Here is a 19,208-nt window from a genome sequence, read left to right as displayed (position 1 = left end):
CGGCGATGCAGATCCAGAGCGACGCCAAACCATACGACGACATCAATATTACGCCGATGCTGGATCTCGCTTACGTGCTGCTGGTGATCTTTATCATCATGACGACGGCGACGGTGCAGGGCCAGAAGGTCAATTTGCCGAAAGCCTCCGCCGCGCCAAGTCTGGCCACGCAGACCACGAAGGCGATCACCGTCGCCAACGACGGCAAGATCTTTCTCGACACGATTCCGGTGACGTTGCCGGAACTCGAGCAGCGCCTGGTGCAGCAAAAAGCGCTGACCCCGGAGTTCCCGGTGGTGCTGCGCGGCGATTCGGCCGCGCAATACCAGAACGTAATGGACGTGCTCGATTTGCTCGGCCGCATCGGCCTCACTCAGGTCGGTCTCGCAACCAAACCACTGGTGAAGTGACGGAGGCAATGATGCGGCTCGCACCCATGCGCAACTCCATCGATCATGCGACTACTGGTGGTCGCTTGCTGCGGCGCGTGCGCGCGTGGTTTGCGGCAGGCATCCCCGCCTGCGAAGTTGCGCCGGGTGAACCGCGCGAGGTCGAGCCGCGGAGCGTCGTGCCGGAGACCGTTGGTGTCGACGACACGAAATCGGCAATTCTGCTTCCATTCCCGATCCATGGCGAGGCATTGCTGGTCAAGCTTGCGGACCTGCTGCGGGACCGTGTCGCCAATCGCGCGTCGGCGCGCGATGGGTTTCTGCTGACCGTATCGCGGACGCCGCACTCGCGGCTGCTAATCGATGACGCCAGCTACGTCGAGTTCCACGCACACAGGTCAATGTATCATCTCGTGGTCGAGGCTGGGCTCGATACGACCGTCATGCTCGACACCACCGACTTCGACACCCTTGTCCAATTCGTCGTTCAGTACATCAACGGCAGGCTTTCGGATTCGACGGCGCTGGAGGTCGCGTCGTGAGCTTTCCGACCGAAATCAAGCATCGATTGATGCGCGCTGTTGCACCGAGCCGCGCCGACAATCGTGGCGAGGGCAATTCATATGTGCGCTACGGCGCGGCACTGGCGATGACCGCTGTCCTCTTTGGCGGTGCGGCGTATCTGTTCGTCGGCCACGACGATATGCCGCCGCCGCGGCAGGTGCGCGATCTCACGATCGTCAACATCGTGCCGCCGCCGCCGCCTCCGCCGCCGCAGAAAATGCCCGAGCAGAAGATGATCGAGCAGCCGAAGATGGCGGAGCCGGAGTTCAAGGAAGACAAGCCGCTGGAGAAGCCGCAGGACGAGCCGATCAAGGACGCCAAAAACAGCGAGCCGCCCGGTCCGCTCTCGCTCGACGCCAAGGCGGTCGGTCCCGGCGACCTGTTCAACCTTGGCGGCAAGCCGGGTGGCAGTCCCTATGGCGGCGGCGGCGGCGGTAGCCGCTGGGGCTGGTACGCCTCGATCGTGCAATCGCAAATCGAAGCCGCGTTGCGCGGCAACAGCCGGACCCGCAACGCGGTCATGCAAGTGCGAGTCCGGCTGTGGGCCGACGGCTCGGGGCGCATCAGCCGGGTGGAACTGATGTCCTCGACCGGCGACGCCGGACTCGACGCGGTGATCCGCAACGACGTGCTGGGTTCGCTGACGCTGAGCGCGCCACCCCCTAGGGACATGCCGATGCCGATGGTCACGCGCGTCACCGCGCGCCGGCCGAGTTGAGGGCAGCCGCGATGAATTTCGAAGAGCACGATTGGGCCGAGAAACGGCTCGATCAATCGATGCCGGATGGCAAACAGAATGAAGACCGGAGCGACACGTCATCATCCGCCGCGGTGCGCGCGCAAATCGAAGCCGCGTTTCGCAACCGGCAGGTGCGGATCCAGTTCTGGGCCGATGACTCAGGTCGCGTCTATCGCATGCGGCTGGTCTGCGCGACCGGCAATGCCGATCTCGATGCGGTTATTCGCGATGACGTGCTGCAAAGCTTGATGCTGAGCGAACTCCGAAACGACATGCCGACAGACCTGGAAGTGACCGCCCAGCTGTCCGCCGATCATGACTGCCGGGCGATTCAACACACGTCGAGCGACGCGTAAAGGGGATTGGGACTGATGCTGAAGATGACTATGAATGCTCGCTGGCGCGAGATTGCATGGGCCGTGCCGTTGTGCGCGCTGCTTGGCGCCACAACGGCTTTGGCGCAGAGCGCCGGCGATCCGGGGGAGGCGCTCGCTCGGAAGGGCGACTCGAAAAAGCCGGCGATTTCGCGGGCCAAACCGACTTCGCCGAATGCGACCGTCAACCTCCTCAACCTGATGGTGAAGCGGAAGATTCTCAGCGAAGAGGAAGCACAGGCGCTGATCAAGCAGGCCGAAGACGAGGCTTATGTATCGCGGCAGGCTGCCAAGGATGCAACCGTCAAGGCGGATGAGGCCGCAAAGGCGGCGAATGCGGCGGCGTCAGTCGCCAATCCGCCCGGCACGCGGCACGTCACCTATGTGCCGGAGATCGTCAAGCGGCAGTTGCGCGATGACATTAGACAAGAGGTGATGGCAAGGGCTCACAAGGAAAACTGGGCTTCACCGGGCGCCTATCCGGAATGGGCGCAGCGCATCCGTTTCCACGGCGACATGCGCGCGCGCTATCAGGGCAGCTTCTTTCCCACCGGCAACGACCCCAGCGGCACCGTCAATTTCAGCGCGATCAACAGCGGTTCGCCGTTCGATAACTGCTTTGCCCTGGGTTGCAGCAATCCCTATTACGCGCCGACTTTCAACACCGCGCAGAACCGTGAACAGTACCGCTTCCGCGCCCGGCTCGGGATGGACGCGGATTTGGCCAACGGCTTCACCGCGGGGCTGCGCATCGCCACCGGCGAGAACAACTCACCGGTTTCGACCAACCAGACCTTCGGCGCGAATGGCGGAAATTTCTCCAAATATGCGTTGTGGCTCGACCGCGGCTTCCTGAAGTATCAGACCTGGAACGACGATCTCACGCTATCGGTCGGCCGCTTCGACAACCCGTTCTGGTCGCCGACCGATCTCGTTTGGTACAAAGATCTGGGGTTCGATGGCGTCGCCGTGCAGGCCAAGCGCGAAGTGTTCGAAGGCTTCACGCCGTTCATCGTCGCCGGCGCATTCCCGATCTACAACACCGACTTCAACGCCGGCATCAATCTTGGCCGCAGCGGAGCCAGTCCGGGCGATCCGAACGCCGGTCTGCCCCACAAATTGCCCAGCAATGACAAATGGCTGTTCGGCGGCCAGGCTGGCTTCGGCTATGAGGTCAGCCCGGAATACGCCATGCGCTTCGGCGCCGCCTATTACGACTTCAGCAACGTTCAAGGACAGCGCTCCAGTCCCTGCACGGTGCGGAGCGCCTCCGACGTCTGCGACACCGATATCAGACGGTCGCTGTTCGCGCAGAAGGGCAACACCTACAGGGAATTGCGTAACATCATTCCGGACGCGTTCAACAATTTCGGAGCGACCAACCAATTCCAGTATTTTGGCCTCGCCAGTGAGTACCGGCCGGTGGTCGCCAGCGGTCAGCTTGACCTCGGCCATTTCCACCCCGTCCACGTCGTGCTCGACGGCGAGTATGTGGTGAATACCGCGTTCAACCGCGATCTGCTGAACCAGACCGCCGTCAACAACAAGGCGCCGACGGTCAACGGCGTCCCCAGCAGCCCGCAGTTTGATGGCGGCAATCAGGGCTGGATGGGGCGTGTGACGGTCGGCAACAGGCAGATCAAGTACCTGTGGGACTGGAACGTGCATGCCGGTTACAAATACCTGGAATCGGACGCGACCATCGATGCCTTCGCCGATTCCGATTTCGGGCTCGGCGGCACCAACCTCAAGGGCTACTTTCTCGGCGGCAATCTCGGCCTCAGCGAGAATGTCTGGGCGTCCTTGCGCTGGATGAGCGCCACCAACATCGGCGGTTCGCCTTACGCCGTCGATGTCCTCCAGGTCGACCTCAACGCGAAGTTCTGATCATGACACCACGTATCAATATCAATCTTGCGGCGTTCGCCGTGATCTCGGCCGTCATGATGGCGAGTACGGCCTATGCCGACACCGAAACCGAACGGCTGCGCGAGGCGTTGCGCAGCGCCACCGCGCAGACGCGCCAGCTGGAGGACCAGCGCACCGCGCTGCAAGCAAGGGTCGCGGAGTTCGACCGCGAGAAAGCCGCTGCCAAAGCCCAGGTCGACGCTGCGAAGGCCGAGGTTCGCGACATTCAGAAACAACACCGCGAGGCAATCGAGGAGTTCAACAAGCGCCTCGCCGAACGCGACGAAACGCTTGAGAAATGGAAGGCGGCTTACGAAGAGGCGGCGACGGTGGCGCGGACCAAAGACGCCGAGCGAGCGAAGTTCGAGGGGCAGGCGGCGGCGTACAAGGCCAGCACCAAGAACTGCGTCGCCAAGAACGGCCAGCTGTTCAAGGCCGGCGGTGAATTGCTGCAGCAGTACCAAGAGGTCACCATCGGCGACACCATCGTTGCCCGGGAGCCTGTGCTTGGGTTGCGGCGTGTCGAGATCCAGAACCGGATCCAGGAGAGTCGTGACAAATTGCTCGATCAGAAGGTGACACCATGAACGATCTCATCACCCGGATGGTGCGACCTGGCCGCATCACGGCGATTGCCGCGGCCCTGCTGTGCGTTCCGGTAGTCGCGCTCGGCCAGACGCCGCCAACGTCGCTGCGTCCGGCTCAGGCCCCCGCTAAGCCGAAGCCGGCGCATCCGGGCGTGGTCGCACAGCCGCCAGCCGGACCGGCTGCCGGCACGCAGGACCTGACGACGGGCAAAACTGCGGCCGGCCGCGGTGACGTCGTCGCGCGGGTCGGCAATAGCAACGTGTCGGCAGACGACATTCGCAGCTACGTCGCAGCTCTGGGACCGCGCGACCAGGCCGCACTCGCGCAGGACCCGGCCTTGCTCAGCCAGGCCGTGCGCATGCTGCTCGCCAATCGGCTAGTGTTGCAAGAGCTTCTCGCCAAAAAATGGGACCAGCAACAGAGCGTCGCAGCGCAGCTCGACCGGGTGCGCGAGAGCGCGCTGGTCGAACTCTATCTGCAAAGCGCGTCAACGCCGCCGACCAACTTCCCGGGCGAGGACGAGCTGCAAAAGGTCTACGACGCCAACCGCAGTGCGCTGCTGGTGCCGCGCCAGTTCCAGCTGGCGCAGATTTTTGTTGCCGCCCCCAAAGATGCCGACAAGGCGACCGAGGACAACGCCAATAAGAGCCTCAATGAGATCCAGCGTCAGCTGAAAACGCCCGGTGCGGATTTTGCCGCGATCGCCAATGAAAACGACGGCAAGAATAGCGGCGATCTCGGCTGGCTTGCGGAAAACCAGATCCGTCCGGAAATCCGCGCCCAGCTGATGGGAATGGCCAAGAACGCGATCTCCGATCCGGTCCGGCTCGACGACGGCTGGCATATCCTCAAGCTCATCGACACCAAGGCGGCCTATACCCGCACCCTGCCGGAGGTGCGCGATCAATTGATTCAGCAGATGCGCGCCGAGCGGGCGACCATGCTGCGACAAGCCTACCTCACAGAATTGCTCAAGAGGCATCCGCCGGTTCTCAACGAACTCGCGCTGTCGAACCTCTTCGACAAGCCCTCCCGATAACGCATCGCTCGGAGACCATCATGCCCGATACCAACATCGACAAACTATCCCTCGACAGCTTGCGCGAGGTGCTGCAACAGGCCGGCTATCGGGTCGAGACGGTGACCGATCCGATCGCCAATGTGGCGTATCTGCGCTCGGCGACCAACGGGCTCGCATTCGATATCCGTGCCGGCAACCGGCTCGCTGACGGCAGCGCGGAGTTTGTCGATATTGCTTTTACCGCGATCCTTCAGGTGCAGGGCGATCTGCCGCTCGATCTGGTCAACCGCTGGAATGCGAGCCGCCGCTTCGCACGGTTGCAGCTCAGCCAGCCTTTCCTCGTGCTCTCGCTCGACGTCTGCGTCGCCGGCGGCGTCGCGCCCAACCATCTGCGCGCCCAGATCGAGATCTGGGATCACCTGGTGCAGCAGCTGATCACGTATCTGCGCGAGGAACTGCCCAAGCTAGCGCCCGTCAACACGCCCAGTCCTGGCGCCGCATTGAACCACCAGCCCAAGGTCGCGTCGCCAGGCGATGACGCCGGCGAGTCCGCGTCGTCTGTCAGCGCGGCGTAACGGCGTCCTTCCTCGATCCGCTCTCGTCCGTTTGCTCCACTTGCTCCGAAAGTCGCCAGCCATGTCCGCGAATGTCAAAGCCTCCCGGTCGCGTCGTTGCCGCCAACGAAGCTTGACGGTATCGCCCGGCAAGCCGGTGCTGGCGCGGGCGGTGTCGCGCCAGATGTTGCTGGCCGGCTGCAGCGCGCTTGCCATCATGCTGGCCGCGCCGAACGCCCATGCCGTTGTGGTCGGCGGGGGAAGTGGCGAAGGCACGATCGTCTCGGCGCCCAACCTCGCGACGGATGCGGCGCGGGCGGCCGCGCAGCAGGCCCAGCAGGCGGCGCAGAAGGCACAGCAATCGCTGGAGCGCGCCACCCAAGCCCTGCAATCGATGCAGTCAATCCAGGCCGCAGCCCGCGCCGCCGCCCAGGCTGCGCCGGGCGCGGTGCCGAACGGGCTTGCCCCCGGTGGCCTGCAGGAGGCGCCGGGGGTGAGGCAGGACCCCTCGCTGTGGCAGGGCGCGCGGTTGCCGACGGAGACCCGAGCGGGCGGTCAGGTCCAGGTCACCGTCGAGCAGACGGTGTCCAGGGCTATTCTCAATTGGCGCAGCTTCAATGTGGGCAAGGAGACGGCGCTTACTTTCAACCAGCAGGGCAACCGCGACTGGGTGGCGCTGAACCGGGTGACGGGCGACACCGGCCCGAGCCAGATCCTGGGCTCGATCAATGCCGATGGCCAAGTCTATGTCATCAACCAGAACGGCATCCTTTTCGGCGGATCGTCGCAGGTCAATGTCGGCGCGCTGGTCGCCTCGGCAGCGAAGATCACCGACGAGCAGTTCCGCAACAGAGGCCTCTATTCGGCCCAGACCGGTGGCAGCTATCTGCCGAGTTTCACCGACGCCGGCGGCAAGGTGATCGTCGAGGCGGGCGCGCGGATCGCGACCCATGCACCGAAATCGGTCACCGCGGGCGGTGGCTTCGTCATGCTGCTGGGCCAGGAGGTGAAGAATGCCGGCCAGGTGCTGCTGCCGAAGGGCCAGGCGCTGCTCGCGGCCGGCGACGATTTTGTCCTGCGTCGCGGCTACGGCACCGATGGCAATCAGGCCTCCACCACCCAGGGCAGCGAGATCGCGCCGATTATCCGCGCTGGAAGCCTCAGTGGCAGCGTCACCAATAACGGCCTAATCTTCTCCCAGCAGGGCGACATCACGCTGGCCGGCCGCACCATCGCGCAGCACGGCGTCCTGGTATCGACCACCTCGGTCAACACCCGAGGCACTATCCATCTGCTGAACTCCGCGACAGATGGGCTGGGCAGCGTCACCTTGGGGGCTTCCAGCCTCACCGACATCCTCCCCGAACTCGACAGCAGCGAGACCGCGCTGAACGCGCAGCGCGACGCCTTGATCAAGGCCTCCGGTGAGGTCGCGCATCTGCCGGTGCGCAGCGCGCCGTTCGACAACCTGTCGCTGCTATCCGACCGGCTCGACCAGTCGCGCATCGAGATCGTCACCGGTGGGAATGTGCTGTTCAAGTCCGGCTCGCTGACCATCGCACAGGGCGGCCAGGTCGCGGTCTCGGCGGGCCAACGCATCTTCACCGAGAGTGGATCGACCATCGACGTCTCTGGCGTGCGCGGCGTGCTGCTGCCGGTGACAGCCAACAACATCAAGGTCAACATCCAGGGCAATGAGCTGCGCGACAGCCCGGTCAACCGCGACAGCACGTATTTGAAGAATGCCAACGTCTGGATTGATTTGCGCGACCTGGTCTTGGTGCCGAAGGAGACCGGCGGCTACGCCAGCGACCGCTATTACACGCCGGGCGGGCTGCTGGAGGTCTCCGGCTATCTCAACACCACCGCGCATAAGATCGGCGAATGGACCGCCCTTGGCGGCACCATCACGCTGTCGGCCCCGGAGGTGGTGGCGCAGCGGGGATCGGTGTTCAACGTCTCTGGCGGCTCGATCACCTATGAAGCCGGCAACATCCGCACCAGCAACTTCCTCGGGGCCGACGGCCGGCTCTACAACATCGCCAGTGCCCCCGCCGACATGCTGTATTATGGCTTGGGCGAGGGCTTCATCCGCAAGCACGAGCGCTGGGGCATTACCGAGGTGTGGATGAGCCCACTCGGGCGTGGCCGGGAAAGTTTGCATTGGGATCCGGGCTACACGGTCGGCCGCGACGCCGGTCGCCTCAATCTGTCCACGCCGACTGCGATGTTCGAAGCCGAGATCATCGCCGACGTCATAGCCGGCGAGCGCCAGAACAGCCCACGCGCGGCCAATGTCGCCGACGGCTACAAGCAGGTGCAGAACGCCGCAGCGGTGGCCGGTACGGTGGGGATCGGGCAATATACCGCGCTCGGGCAGCCGGATCTCTATAACAGCGACGTTCGGATCGGAGATGTCTCCTTCGTCACGGCGGCGCTCGGTGCTGCCGATGTTCTGCCGAGCGGCCGCGCCAATACCGTGTGGCTCGATGCCCGGCATCTTTCCGAACAGGGGCTCGGCGGCCTGCAGATCGGCACCCGCGGCACCATTACCATCGACGGGGATCTCACGCTCGCCAAGGGCGGCGCGCTCGGTCTCATCGCGCCGATCGTCGAGATCAAGGCCGACATCACGGCCCAGGGCGGTTCGATCGACGCGACCAATGTGTTCACGTCCGCGTTGCTGGGCACTGTCAACCTTGCATCGAACGGGATGTCGCGGATCGCGGTGCGCGCGGGTGCCGTGCTCGATCTCAGCGGCGTGCAAGGCCTCGACGCGCCGGGGCAGGATCCGAATGTGCTGGCTTATCTCAATGGCGGTTCGGTCTCGCTGCGTTCGAGCCGCGATGTTGTCGTCGAAGACAACGCGGCGATCGACGTGTCGTCGGGCGCTGCAATGCTCAGCACCGGCAAGATCCAGGGCGGCCGGGCCGGCTCCGTCACGCTCAAGGCCAATCTCAACGGAACGAATTCCACGGGTGACCTGACCCTTGCCGGCGACGTGCGCGGCTATGGCATGAACGGCGGCGGCACGTTGACTCTGCAGACCGATCGCGTCGCGATCGGGGCCGCGTCCGACATCACCGGCGCGGGTACGCTGGCGCTGGCCGCGAATTTCTTTTCCAAGGGGTTCGGCTCTTACACGATCATCGGCAACCGCGGCGTGACGGTGGCGGACGGTGCGATCGTGGATGTCACGATGCCGGTCTATCGCCTTGCGAATTCGACGGCGGCGGGCCTCGAAGCCTGGACGCCGCCGGTTTACACGGCCGACAGCCTGACCGGCGTGCTGACGCAGCGCGGCGGGGCCAGTCTGACGCTGCAGGCCGGCAACAGCCAGTTGCCGGCAAGCGAGTTGCCGTCGGTCGGTCTCACCGTCGGCACGAAGGCCGCGATCAGTGTCGATCCCGGCAAGTCGATCGCCCTGAGCAGTGTCGGGCAACTGACGGTCGACGGCACGCTGCACGCGGCAGGCGGCAACATCTCGCTCAAGACCATCGATCTGGTGGGGTCCCAGGTCGATAAGGTTGCAGCCACGACCAACAACCGTTCGATCTGGATCGGCGAGCGCGCCCGGCTCGATGTGGCAGCACAGGCCGCCACCGCGCTCGATGCAGGCGGAGGACGCTATGGCGTTGTCGCCAATGGCGGCAGCATCGTGATCGGTGGCGAGATCGATAGCGCGCTGGGGCAGGCGACGAGCTCCAACAACTTCATCGTGGTGCGGCCCGGCGCGGTGCTCGACGCCTCCGGCACCGCGGCGACGCTGGACGTCGCCGGTCTCGGCAGCGTCGACGTCGCCAGCAATGGCGGCAGCATCTCGCTGGTCTCCAATAACGGATTGTTCCTCGACGGTACGATGATCGCCCGCGCCGGCGGAGCCGGGGCGGCAGGAGGCAGCCTGAACGTCGCGCTGCAGATGCCGGAATACCGCATCACCAGCGGTGACCTGGTGAATCTTCCGCTGGCCGATCCGGCCTATCGGGCATTGCGTCAGATCGTTCTCGCCGATCGGCAGGGTAGCTCGGTGCTGGGTGCCAACCTGCAGGCCGGTGCGGCCGATCCGGCCCTCGCCTATGGTTACGGGCGCCTCGGTGCCGACACCGTGGCGCGTGGCGGCTTCGACAATCTGTCGGTGATGAGCAGCGCCATCGGTTTCGACGGCAATGTCAGCCTGCGTGTCGGGCAGAGCCTGAACCTCTACAGCGATATGATGATGCCGGTGACCGGCAGTACGCAGGATGCCCGGATCACGCTGGCCGCCGCCTATGCCCGGCTCGGCCAGATCAACTACGTCTACAAGGAACCGGACCCCCAAAAATCGCGCACACCGGTCTTCACTGCCGACCCGATACGCTACGACGTGCAGCTCGACGTCGCCGCGCAACTGATCGACATTCGCGACACCGTCAATCTGACCTTCGGCAAGACGCGGCTGGCAAGCGCCGGCGATCTGCGCTTCGTACAGGGCGTGCGGCCCATGGGCGGTCTGATCAGCACGTCGCTGCTCAGTCCCGGCAGCGTCACGCTGCGCGCGGCGCAGGTCTATCCGACGACGGGCACGGTCGCGCAGGTGCAGGTCGGGCAAAACACCGTGAACGCTGTGATCGGCTATGATCCGGCGCAGACACTGCGCATCGAGGCAATTTCGGCCGAGACGCCGGCGGTGCCCTATTCGGTGTTCGGCGACCTGACGCTGGCCGCGGCCGTGGTCGAGCAGGCCGGCGTCGTTCGTGCGCCATTGGGCAAGCTGACGATCGGAGCGGGCGGCTATGACAACAACAAATCCACCCGTGTCACCCTGCTGGCGGGCAGCCTGACCTCGGTCAGCGGTCGCGGGCTGGTGATGCCCTATGGCGGCACCATCGACGGTCTGAGCTACAGCTACAACGGCAAGAACGTGACGCTGATCGGCGCCGGCGGTGCGAGCTTCGTCGGCGGCAGCGGCGGGCTGACAGTCGGTGTTGCTTTGGGCGGACAGAGCGCGGTGGTCGAAACCGGCGCGGTGCTGGATCTGTCCGGCGGTGGCGATCTCACCGGCGCGGGCTTCATCAGCGGCCGCGGTGGCTCGGTCGATATTCGCACGACGGCATTCGCCAACGCCAATCCCGGCAACAGATTCAGCGCGTCCGGCAATACGGTCTATGCGATCGTGCCGGGCTTCAAGGGCAACTACGCCCCGGTGGGGTCGGAAAACGGCGCGAACGATCCGGTTGTCGGGCGCCAGATCACCCTGGACGGCAGCGTGCCTGGGCTGCCGGCCGGCACCTATACGTTGATGCCCGCGACCTATGCGCTGTTGCCCGGCGCGTTCCGCATCGAGATCGGCGCGCAGCAATCGCGCGCTGTTGTCGCCGGCGCCCATGCTGTCGGCAACGGTTCCTATCTCGCCTCGGGCCAGCTCGGCATTGCCAATACGACGATCAAAGACAGTCTCCTCAGCCGGATCGTGGTGACGCCGGGCGCCGTGCTGCGCAGCTATTCGAACTACAACGAAACCAGCTTCGCCAATTATGTGGTCGCCGATGCCGTCAAGCGCGGCGTGCCGCGGGCCATGTTGCCGATCGATGCGCGCAGCCTGCTGCTGAATCTCAATCCCGGCGCCGGCATCAATGCCTTCCGTTTCAACGGCAGCGCGCGTTTCGATGCGGCGAAGGGCGGCCATGGCGGCGCCGTGATGGTCGCGACCAGTTCCGGCGGCGGCTCCGATATCGAGATCGTGGCGGAAGGCGGTACGGCGACGGCCGGCTTCGCCGGATTGTCGATCGATTCATCGATGCTCAATTCGCTCGGCGCGTCGCGCATCGTGGTCGGCGGCATTCAATATGTCACTTACGGGCAGGGCGGCCGGCTCGTCGATAGCGCCGACTCCACGCAATTCATCTATCTGCGTTCGGGCTCGCTGCTGGCGGCGCCCGAAGTCTTTCTGATGGCCAACAGCAACAACACCCGAACCGGAAGCGGCATCGTCATCGAGCAGGGCGCACGTATCAACACCATCGGCAAAGGCGCTGCTGCCTATGACTCGCGGGACGGCTATGTCTATGCCGCGACCGGCAACCAGGTGATCGTGTCCAACGGCCTGCTCACTCTGGCGCCGAACACCGCTGCGGCGAATGCCGTCACGGCCAGCGGCGTCCGCATCGGCGTCTGTGACAGCGGCAACTGCAGCGGCCAGACCGAAATCTATTCCGAAGGCACCATCGCGCTGGCCACGCCGAACCAGTTCCAGATGAACGATGCCGTGGCCTACGGCACCCGCAATCTCACGATGTCGGTCAGCCGGATCAATCTCGGCGACAGCGCGGTGCTGATTGACGCGGCAGCGCGCAACATCCTGCCGAGCGGGCTGTCGATGAACCAGGCGCTGCTCGACCGCCTGCTGCGCGGCGATACGCGCTACGGCGCGCCCGGGCTCGAGACGCTGACGCTGTCGGCGTCCAATGCCGTCAACATCTTCGGCAGCGTGACGCTCGACACCGTCGATCCCGCGACCGGAAAATCGACGCTGGCCAATCTGGTGCTGGGCACCCCGGCAATCTACGGCGCCGGCGCCGCCGGCGATGTCGCCACCATCCGCACCGGCAATTTCATCTGGCGCGGATCGACGCTGGCGCCGGGCGAACTCGTCGCCGGCGGCGCCGGGACCGGCAGCGGCACGTTGAACATCGATGCCGAGCGCATCGTGTTCGGTTACGGCGCCAATTCGCGCCCGACCGGAAATGATGTCGATGGCCGGCTGGCGCTCGGCTTCGCCAATGTCAATCTGTCGGCGACCGACCGCGTCAGCGCCAACCAGCAGGGCAACCTGTCGGTCTATCAGTCGCGCGGCGCTTATGTCGCCGGCCAGGGCTACAGCTATAGCGGCGGCAACCTCACCATCGCGGCGCCTTTGGTGACCGGCGAGGGCGGCTCGGTCAACAGCATTACCGCAGGCGGCGCGCTGCGGCTGCTCGGAGCGGGCACGCCCGGCGTGGTCGCCACCGACACGCTGGGCGCGCAGCTGACGTTGAAGGGCGACAGCATCGCGCTCGACACCGCGATCGTATTGCCGAGCGGCAAGCTGACGCTGAAAGCGACCAATGACATTTCCCTGACCGGGGCGTCGCGGATCGATATGAGCGGCCGCGAGGTGGTGTTCAACGATGTCAGGAAATACAGCTGGGGCGGCGATGTCACGCTCGACAGCAGCAACGGCAACATCCGCCAGGCGGCCGGCTCGGTGATCGACCTGTCGGCGCGCTTCAACAATGCCGGCAGCCTCACCGCGATCGCGCTCGATGCCGCGGCGGGCACGGTCGATCTGCAGGGCGCGATCCTCGGCACCACCGTCGGGCGCTATGACGCCGGCGGCACGCTGGTGCCGTATCGCGCCGGCAGCGCCACCGTGCGCGCGCAAAACTTCGGCGATTTCGCCGCGCTCAATGCGCGGCTCAGTGCCGGCGGCGTGTTTGGCGCGCGCAGCTTCCAGATCAAGCAGGGCGACCTCACCATCGGCAACGAGCTGAAGGCCAGCGAGATCAACGTGTCGCTCGACAACGGGCGTCTCACCGTGGCCGGGACCATCGACGCCAGCGGCGAGAGCGTCGGCACTATCAGGCTTGCCGCGAAGAACGGCCTGACCCTGACGGGATCGGCGGTGCTCGATGCTCACGGCACCGTGCTGCGCGTCGACAGCTACGGCAAGATCATCGATAGTCCGAACCGTGCGATCGTCGAACTCAGTTCGGGCAATGGCCGGCTCACGCTGGCGCAGGGCGCGCGGATCGATCTGCGGCACGGCACCAGTGCGTCCGTTGGTTCGGCCGCCGGACAGAATGACGGCCGCGCCCGCGGCACGCTGGAGCTCAACGCGCCGCGGATCGGCAGCAGCGGCAGCGTCACCGACCTCGATGCCGTGGCTTATGGCGACATCGATATCGATGTCGGCGGCATGCCGAACATCCAGGGTGCCCGCTCGATCGCCGTCAATGCGATGCGCAGCTACGACGACGCGCCATACGCGGCGGATCCGGCGGCCAATGGCCGACGCTATCAGTACATCGATCAGGCCTGGCTGAAACACCGTCACGACGAAAGCACCGACTTCATCAATGCGGCGCGCGTCAACGCCACGCTGGTCAACGGCAAGCTCGCCGGCCTCAACAATGCGACCTATCGCGACGTCTTCCACCTGCGGCCGGGCGTCGAGGTGGTCAGCAAGACGGCGGACGGCGATCTCGTGGTGCAGGGCGATCTCGATCTGTCCGGCTACCGCTACGCCAGCCTCAATCCGCATTCCCAGTTCACCGGCATCGCCGGAGATGGATCTGGCGAAGCGGGCGCGCTGACGCTGCGCGCCGGCGGCGATCTCAATATCTATGGCAGCATCAGCGACGGCTTCGCCGCGCCGCCGGCGACGCAGGATGACACTGGCTGGCTGCTGCTGCCCGGCAAGGAATTCACCGGCGCCGATATCGTCATTCCGCGCACCGGCGTGATGCTCGCCACCGGCACCGTTTTCTTCGGCGCCAAGGCGCTGAACTTCGATCTGCCGATCCGGGCGCGTCTGTTTTCCGCCGGCATGGTGATCCCCGTCGCCAGCGCGCTGAATGCCGTGATGAACTTGACGCCGGGGATGGTCATAACCGCCAATATTCGCAACGCCGGCGGCACGATCCTCTACGCTGCGGGCACGATCATCGGGACCGCCGTGAAGCTGCCGGTCGGGACTCGGTTCGATGCCGGCTGGAAGATGCCGGTGAACGCCAGCCTGGCGGCGATGGTCTGGCCGAAAGGCGTTCCGCTGCCGGGCGTATCCACTGCGCAGTACCTTCTGAACGGCAACCTCACGCTTGCGATGGGGGCGGTATTGCCGGCCGGGACCGATATCAAACTGCCGGACGGCGTGGCGTCGGTCGAGTTGCGGCCCGGCGCCGCAGGCAAAATGTATGGCGTCGCGGCGATGCTGCCGGAGGGCTCGCAGTCGTGGTCGATGCGGCTGGTGGCCGGCGCCGATACCCAGGCGGCCGACAATCGCCTGACCGATCCGCATGCGACGTATGGCGATCTGCGATTGGCCGACCATCACTACGGCCTCTACGGCAAGTCCAAGCCGGGGGGCGCCCTGGTCTGGACGCAGGAAGGCGTCGACGGCTGGGGTGACCCCAACAACGCGTCGATTTTTGTGGGGGCGCCGGTCGACGAGGCCGCGCTCGGCTATATCGGCATGTGCACCGACAATCCCGGCTGGTGCGTGGTCAAGCCGGTCTTTACCTGGACCCAGTACGCAGCCGACGATCTCGCGAATCAAGGAATCCCCGGCATCGTCGTGGGCGCGGTGATCACCGACAAGTTTCTGGACAGTTTGATCCCCGGCCTCACCGTCGATTCCCTGTGCGCCGGCACGCCCTCCTACTGCCTGAACACGGCCAAGGACACGTTCGACTTGCTTCCCGGCAGCACGCGCTTCAGCGTGGTCCGCACCGGTGCCGCCGATCTCGATCTGCTCTCGGCGCGCAATCTGCAGATGAACTCGCTGTTCGGCGTCTACACCGCCGGCACGTCATCGACCACGACCAGCGGCAGCGATCCCTACAATCTGCCGCGGGCCAAGACCGCGTCGGGCACGGTGCTTGGCGACGCCAATCATGGCTACGATAAATTCGTCGATGGCGGGGCGGACAGCCTGGCGCGCGCCTGGTATCCGACCGGCGGCGGCAATCTCACCATCAAGGCGGGCGGCGATCTGACCGGCAATCTGATGACCCCGCCGGTCTACACCAGTGGTGTTGGTCGGCCCAATCCTAAGGACGTCGGTTACAACAGTGCTTCCATCGGCAATTGGCTGTGGCGGCAGGGCACCGGCACGACGCTCGGCGGCGGCGCCGATCAGGCCACCGCCTGGTGGATCAATTTCGGCAGTTACGTCGCGCGGAATGGCTGGGCCGACACCTTGATCGGCTTCACCGGTTTCGGCACGCTGGGCGGCGGTGATCTGCGCGTCGATGTCGGCGGCAATGCCGGCATCGTCACGCTGATGGGCAGGAACGTCGTCGCATCGGATGGTGTATCCGCGCAGGATCAGACCAGCAACCAGCGCACCCAAGGTCTCGTGCTGGCCGTGGGCAGCACCGGCCGTGTCGGCGCCGATGGCAGCCTGACGCTGACCGGCGGCGGCGACCTCGATCTGCGGGTCGGCGGCAAGCTCAATCCGGCCTCGCTGTACAAGGACGCCAGCTTCAACGGCACCGTCACCAATTTGCGCGGCGACACCAGCATCGCCGCAGCCTCGCTGGGCATCGTGAGCCCGACCTATGGCGTGCAGCCGATCGATCAGTCGCCGCGCGAAAGCCGAGCCTTTGACGTATTCAATGCGTCGCGGGGCTTGGCCTTCGGCGGTTTGCTCCTGGCGCCCGGCGATTCCACCTTCACCCTGAACAGCGGCAGCGATCTGGTGGTGTCCGGCGCCAGCGATCCCGGCCGCGTCACCACGATGATCGATGCACCCTATGGGCCAGACTATGGGCGCAACGGCGCGGCCGGCGGCAAAACCTGGTTCTCGCTCTGGACCGACCACAGCGCCATCCACCTGTTCTCGGCGGGTGGCGACCTGGTGCCGATCAGCCTCGGCACGTTTGTGCCTTCCACCGACTCGGCGATGATGTATCCGTCGATCCTCACCGCCGTCGCGGCCGGCGGCAGCTTCTACTACGGCAATGCGATCTCCGATCGCTCCGCCCTGATCTCGGACGTTTACGCGCCGCTGCTGCTGGCGCCTTCGGCCAACGCCAAGCTCGAATTCCTGGCCTCGGGCTCGATCTATGCGGGCGGCTACACCGTGGCCCGGACCAGCGCCTCGGCGGCGTCGCTGGCGACCCCGTTCCATCCGGCTTTCACCGTGATCGACCCGACAACAGGCGCCAGCGCATTCAGCAATCTGTCTGCGGCCGGAAACGTGGCCGATTGGAGCCAGGGCATCTATCCGCTGTTCGCCTTCGGGCCCAACACCGCCAGCACGGAATGGGGCTCCCTCGACCCGGCACGGTTCTACGCCGTCAACGGCGATCTCGTCGGCGTCAGCAGCGGCCGCATCGTCAGCTTCGCCGCGAATGATCCGACGCGGGCCGGACAGGTCTGGTATCAGGGCGCAGGCCCGGTGCGCATGATGGCCGGCCGCGACATCGTCGGCAGCGGCACCGCGATCGGGACCACCGAGGACGGGCTGGGGTCCAATTCCAATACCTACTTCTCCTCAACCGGCAATCTGTTCGTGCACAATGCCGAGACCGATCTGTCGCTGGTGCAGGCCGGGCACGACATCATCTACAGCAGCTTCAATGTTGCCGGTCCCGGCGCGCTGCAGATCACCGCGGGCCGCAACATCCAGATGGACAACAAGGCTGGCGTCGTCTCCGTCGGCCCGGTGGTCGCCGGCGATCACCGTCCAGGCGCCAGCATCACGATGCTGGCGGGTACCGGCGCGACAGAGCCGAACTACCAGGCGTTGCTACGCTATCTCGATCCGGCCAACCTGCTGCCGAAGGGGACGCCGCTCGACGGCTCCGGCAAGGTCGCCAAGACTTACGAGAAGGAGTTGGTCGCCTGGCTCAAAGATCGTGCCTTCACCGATAAGGACGTTGACGAGGTCGGCGCGAAGTTTGCCAAACTGTCGCCAGAGCAGGTCGCCAAGACTATCGGCGAGGCCCGCGCGAAGTTCGCCGATCTGACGTCCGAGCAACAGGCCATCTTCCTGCGTAAGGTCTATTTCGCCGAGTTGACGGCGGGCGGCCGCGAATACAACGACGCCACCAGCACGCGTTACGGCAGCTACCTGCGCGGTCGCGAGGCGATCGCGGCGTTGTTCCCGGATGCTTCGGCGACGTCGGGCGGCATCACCATGTTCGGCGCATCCGGCGTGCAGACTTTGTTCGGTGGCGACATCCAGATGTTCACGCCATCAGGCAAACTGGTGGTCGGCGTCGAAGGTCTTGCGCCGCCGGCAACCGCAGGCCTGGTGACGCAGGGGGCGGGCAATATCCAGATCTACAGCCAGGGCAGCGTGCTGCTCGGCCTGTCGCGCATCATGACCACCTTCGGCGGCAACATCGTCGCCTGGTCTGCCACCGGCGATATCAACGCCGGCCGTGGCGCCAAGACCACGGTGGTCTATACGCCGCCGAAGCGCGTCTACGACATCTACGGCAACGTTGCCTTGTCGCCGCAGGTGCCGTCGGCCGGTGCCGGCATCGCCACGCTGAATCCGATCCCGGAAGTCAAGGCCGGCGATATCGACCTGATCGCGCCGCTCGGTACCATTGATGCGGGCGAGGCCGGCATCCGCGTCTCCGGCAACATCAACCTCGCAGCGCTGCAGATCGTCAATGCGGCCAACATCGCGGTGCAGGGCACGTCGTCCGGCATCCAGACCGTGCAGGCGCCGCCCGTCGCGGCGTTGACGGCCGCGGGCAACATCGCCGGCGCCACCCAGCAGCCCCCTCTGGCGGGGCAGTCGAACAGCAGCGGGCAAAGCTCGGTCATGATCGTCGAGATCATTGGTTACGGAGGGGCACAAGGCACGGACGACGACGAGGAGCGCCGGCGTCGTGGACAATAACCGTCGTCGCACAGCCTGGTGGCAACGGATCGTCCGGTCGTTCGGTTGGCTGACTCGGTCGGTCGCCATCGTCGCAGCAGGAACATGGTCCGCTGCCGCGCAGGACGCCGGCTATCGTTCCGCAGCAACGGCACCTGTAGCGTGGCAGGCCTTCGCCAAACAACTCCAAAGCCGCTTTGAACAGCGGCTTGCCGACGCCGACAAGGACGCCATCACGTTTCAAGACGGCGTGACGAAGCGTAACGCCGGACCGAATGTAGCGCCGCTGACGTTCGTGGCGCGGGCATGGGTTCTACCTGACGGCAAAGTCGAACGTCTCGAATTCGATGGCCTCGATGACAAGGAGATCGCGGTCTCGCTTCGTCAGCTGCTGATCCGTGTCAATGTCGGCAACCCGCCAGCGGACATGCTCCAGCCCTTGCGCTTGCGGCTTTCGCTTCGGCCAAAACAGCCGGCAGGCGGCAAGTGAGATGGCG

Annotated in this window: 10 protein-coding genes; all 10 read left to right on the top strand. The window is 65.3% G+C overall.

What is annotated here, in order from left to right:
- Positions 1-5 precede the first annotated feature (5 nt).
- The 10 genes from RPC_RS14615 (at position 6) to RPC_RS26245 (ending at position 19,201) form a co-directional block, all read left to right on the top strand.
- A complete protein-coding gene (locus RPC_RS14615) occupies positions 6-410 on the top strand; it encodes an ExbD/TolR family protein (protein WP_011473361.1) in 405 nt (134 codons plus the stop codon).
- An 11-nt stretch (positions 411-421) separates the two neighbouring features.
- Positions 422-931 (top strand): hypothetical protein, encoded by a 510-nt coding sequence (locus tag RPC_RS25095; protein WP_011473360.1) that lies wholly within the window; start codon positions 422-424, stop codon positions 929-931.
- Between the two features lie 29 nt (positions 932-960).
- Positions 961-1,671 (top strand): TonB C-terminal domain-containing protein, encoded by a 711-nt coding sequence (locus RPC_RS14605; RefSeq protein ID WP_049766208.1) that lies wholly within the window; start codon positions 961-963, stop codon positions 1,669-1,671.
- An 11-nt stretch (positions 1,672-1,682) separates the two neighbouring features.
- Positions 1,683-2,048: a hypothetical protein gene (locus RPC_RS14600; RefSeq protein WP_041801853.1), complete on the top strand. Its 366-nt coding sequence runs from the start codon at positions 1,683-1,685 to the stop codon at positions 2,046-2,048.
- A 15-nt stretch (positions 2,049-2,063) separates the two neighbouring features.
- Entirely contained in the window at positions 2,064-3,953 is a 1,890-nt protein-coding gene (locus tag RPC_RS14595) for a putative porin (protein ID WP_041802876.1), read from the top strand.
- 2 nt (positions 3,954-3,955) lie between these two features.
- Positions 3,956-4,561, top strand: a complete 606-nt coding sequence (locus RPC_RS14590; RefSeq protein WP_041801850.1) for a hypothetical protein — start codon at positions 3,956-3,958, stop codon at positions 4,559-4,561.
- On the top strand, positions 4,558-5,601 hold the full coding sequence (locus RPC_RS14585) for a peptidylprolyl isomerase (protein WP_011473356.1): 1,044 nt from the start codon (positions 4,558-4,560) through the stop codon (positions 5,599-5,601). Before RPC_RS14590 ends, RPC_RS14585 begins: the two co-directional genes overlap by 4 nt.
- A 20-nt stretch (positions 5,602-5,621) precedes the next feature.
- Entirely contained in the window at positions 5,622-6,158 is a 537-nt protein-coding gene (locus RPC_RS14580) for a YbjN domain-containing protein (RefSeq protein ID WP_011473355.1), read from the top strand.
- Between the two features lie 163 nt (positions 6,159-6,321).
- Positions 6,322-18,732: a filamentous haemagglutinin family protein gene (locus RPC_RS14575; RefSeq protein WP_415914844.1), complete on the top strand. Its 12,411-nt coding sequence runs from the start codon at positions 6,322-6,324 to the stop codon at positions 18,730-18,732.
- Positions 18,722-19,201, top strand: a complete 480-nt coding sequence (locus RPC_RS26245) for a hypothetical protein (RefSeq protein ID WP_011473353.1) — start codon at positions 18,722-18,724, stop codon at positions 19,199-19,201. Before RPC_RS14575 ends, RPC_RS26245 begins: the two co-directional genes overlap by 11 nt.
- Positions 19,202-19,208 lie beyond the last annotated feature (7 nt).

This window comes from Rhodopseudomonas palustris BisB18 (genome assembly GCF_000013745.1).
In the GTDB taxonomy this organism is placed as follows: domain Bacteria; phylum Pseudomonadota; class Alphaproteobacteria; order Rhizobiales; family Xanthobacteraceae; genus Rhodopseudomonas_A; species Rhodopseudomonas_A palustris_F.
The sequence above is the reverse complement of the archived record's forward strand: the minus strand, read 5'-3'. Positions and strand labels throughout refer to the sequence as shown.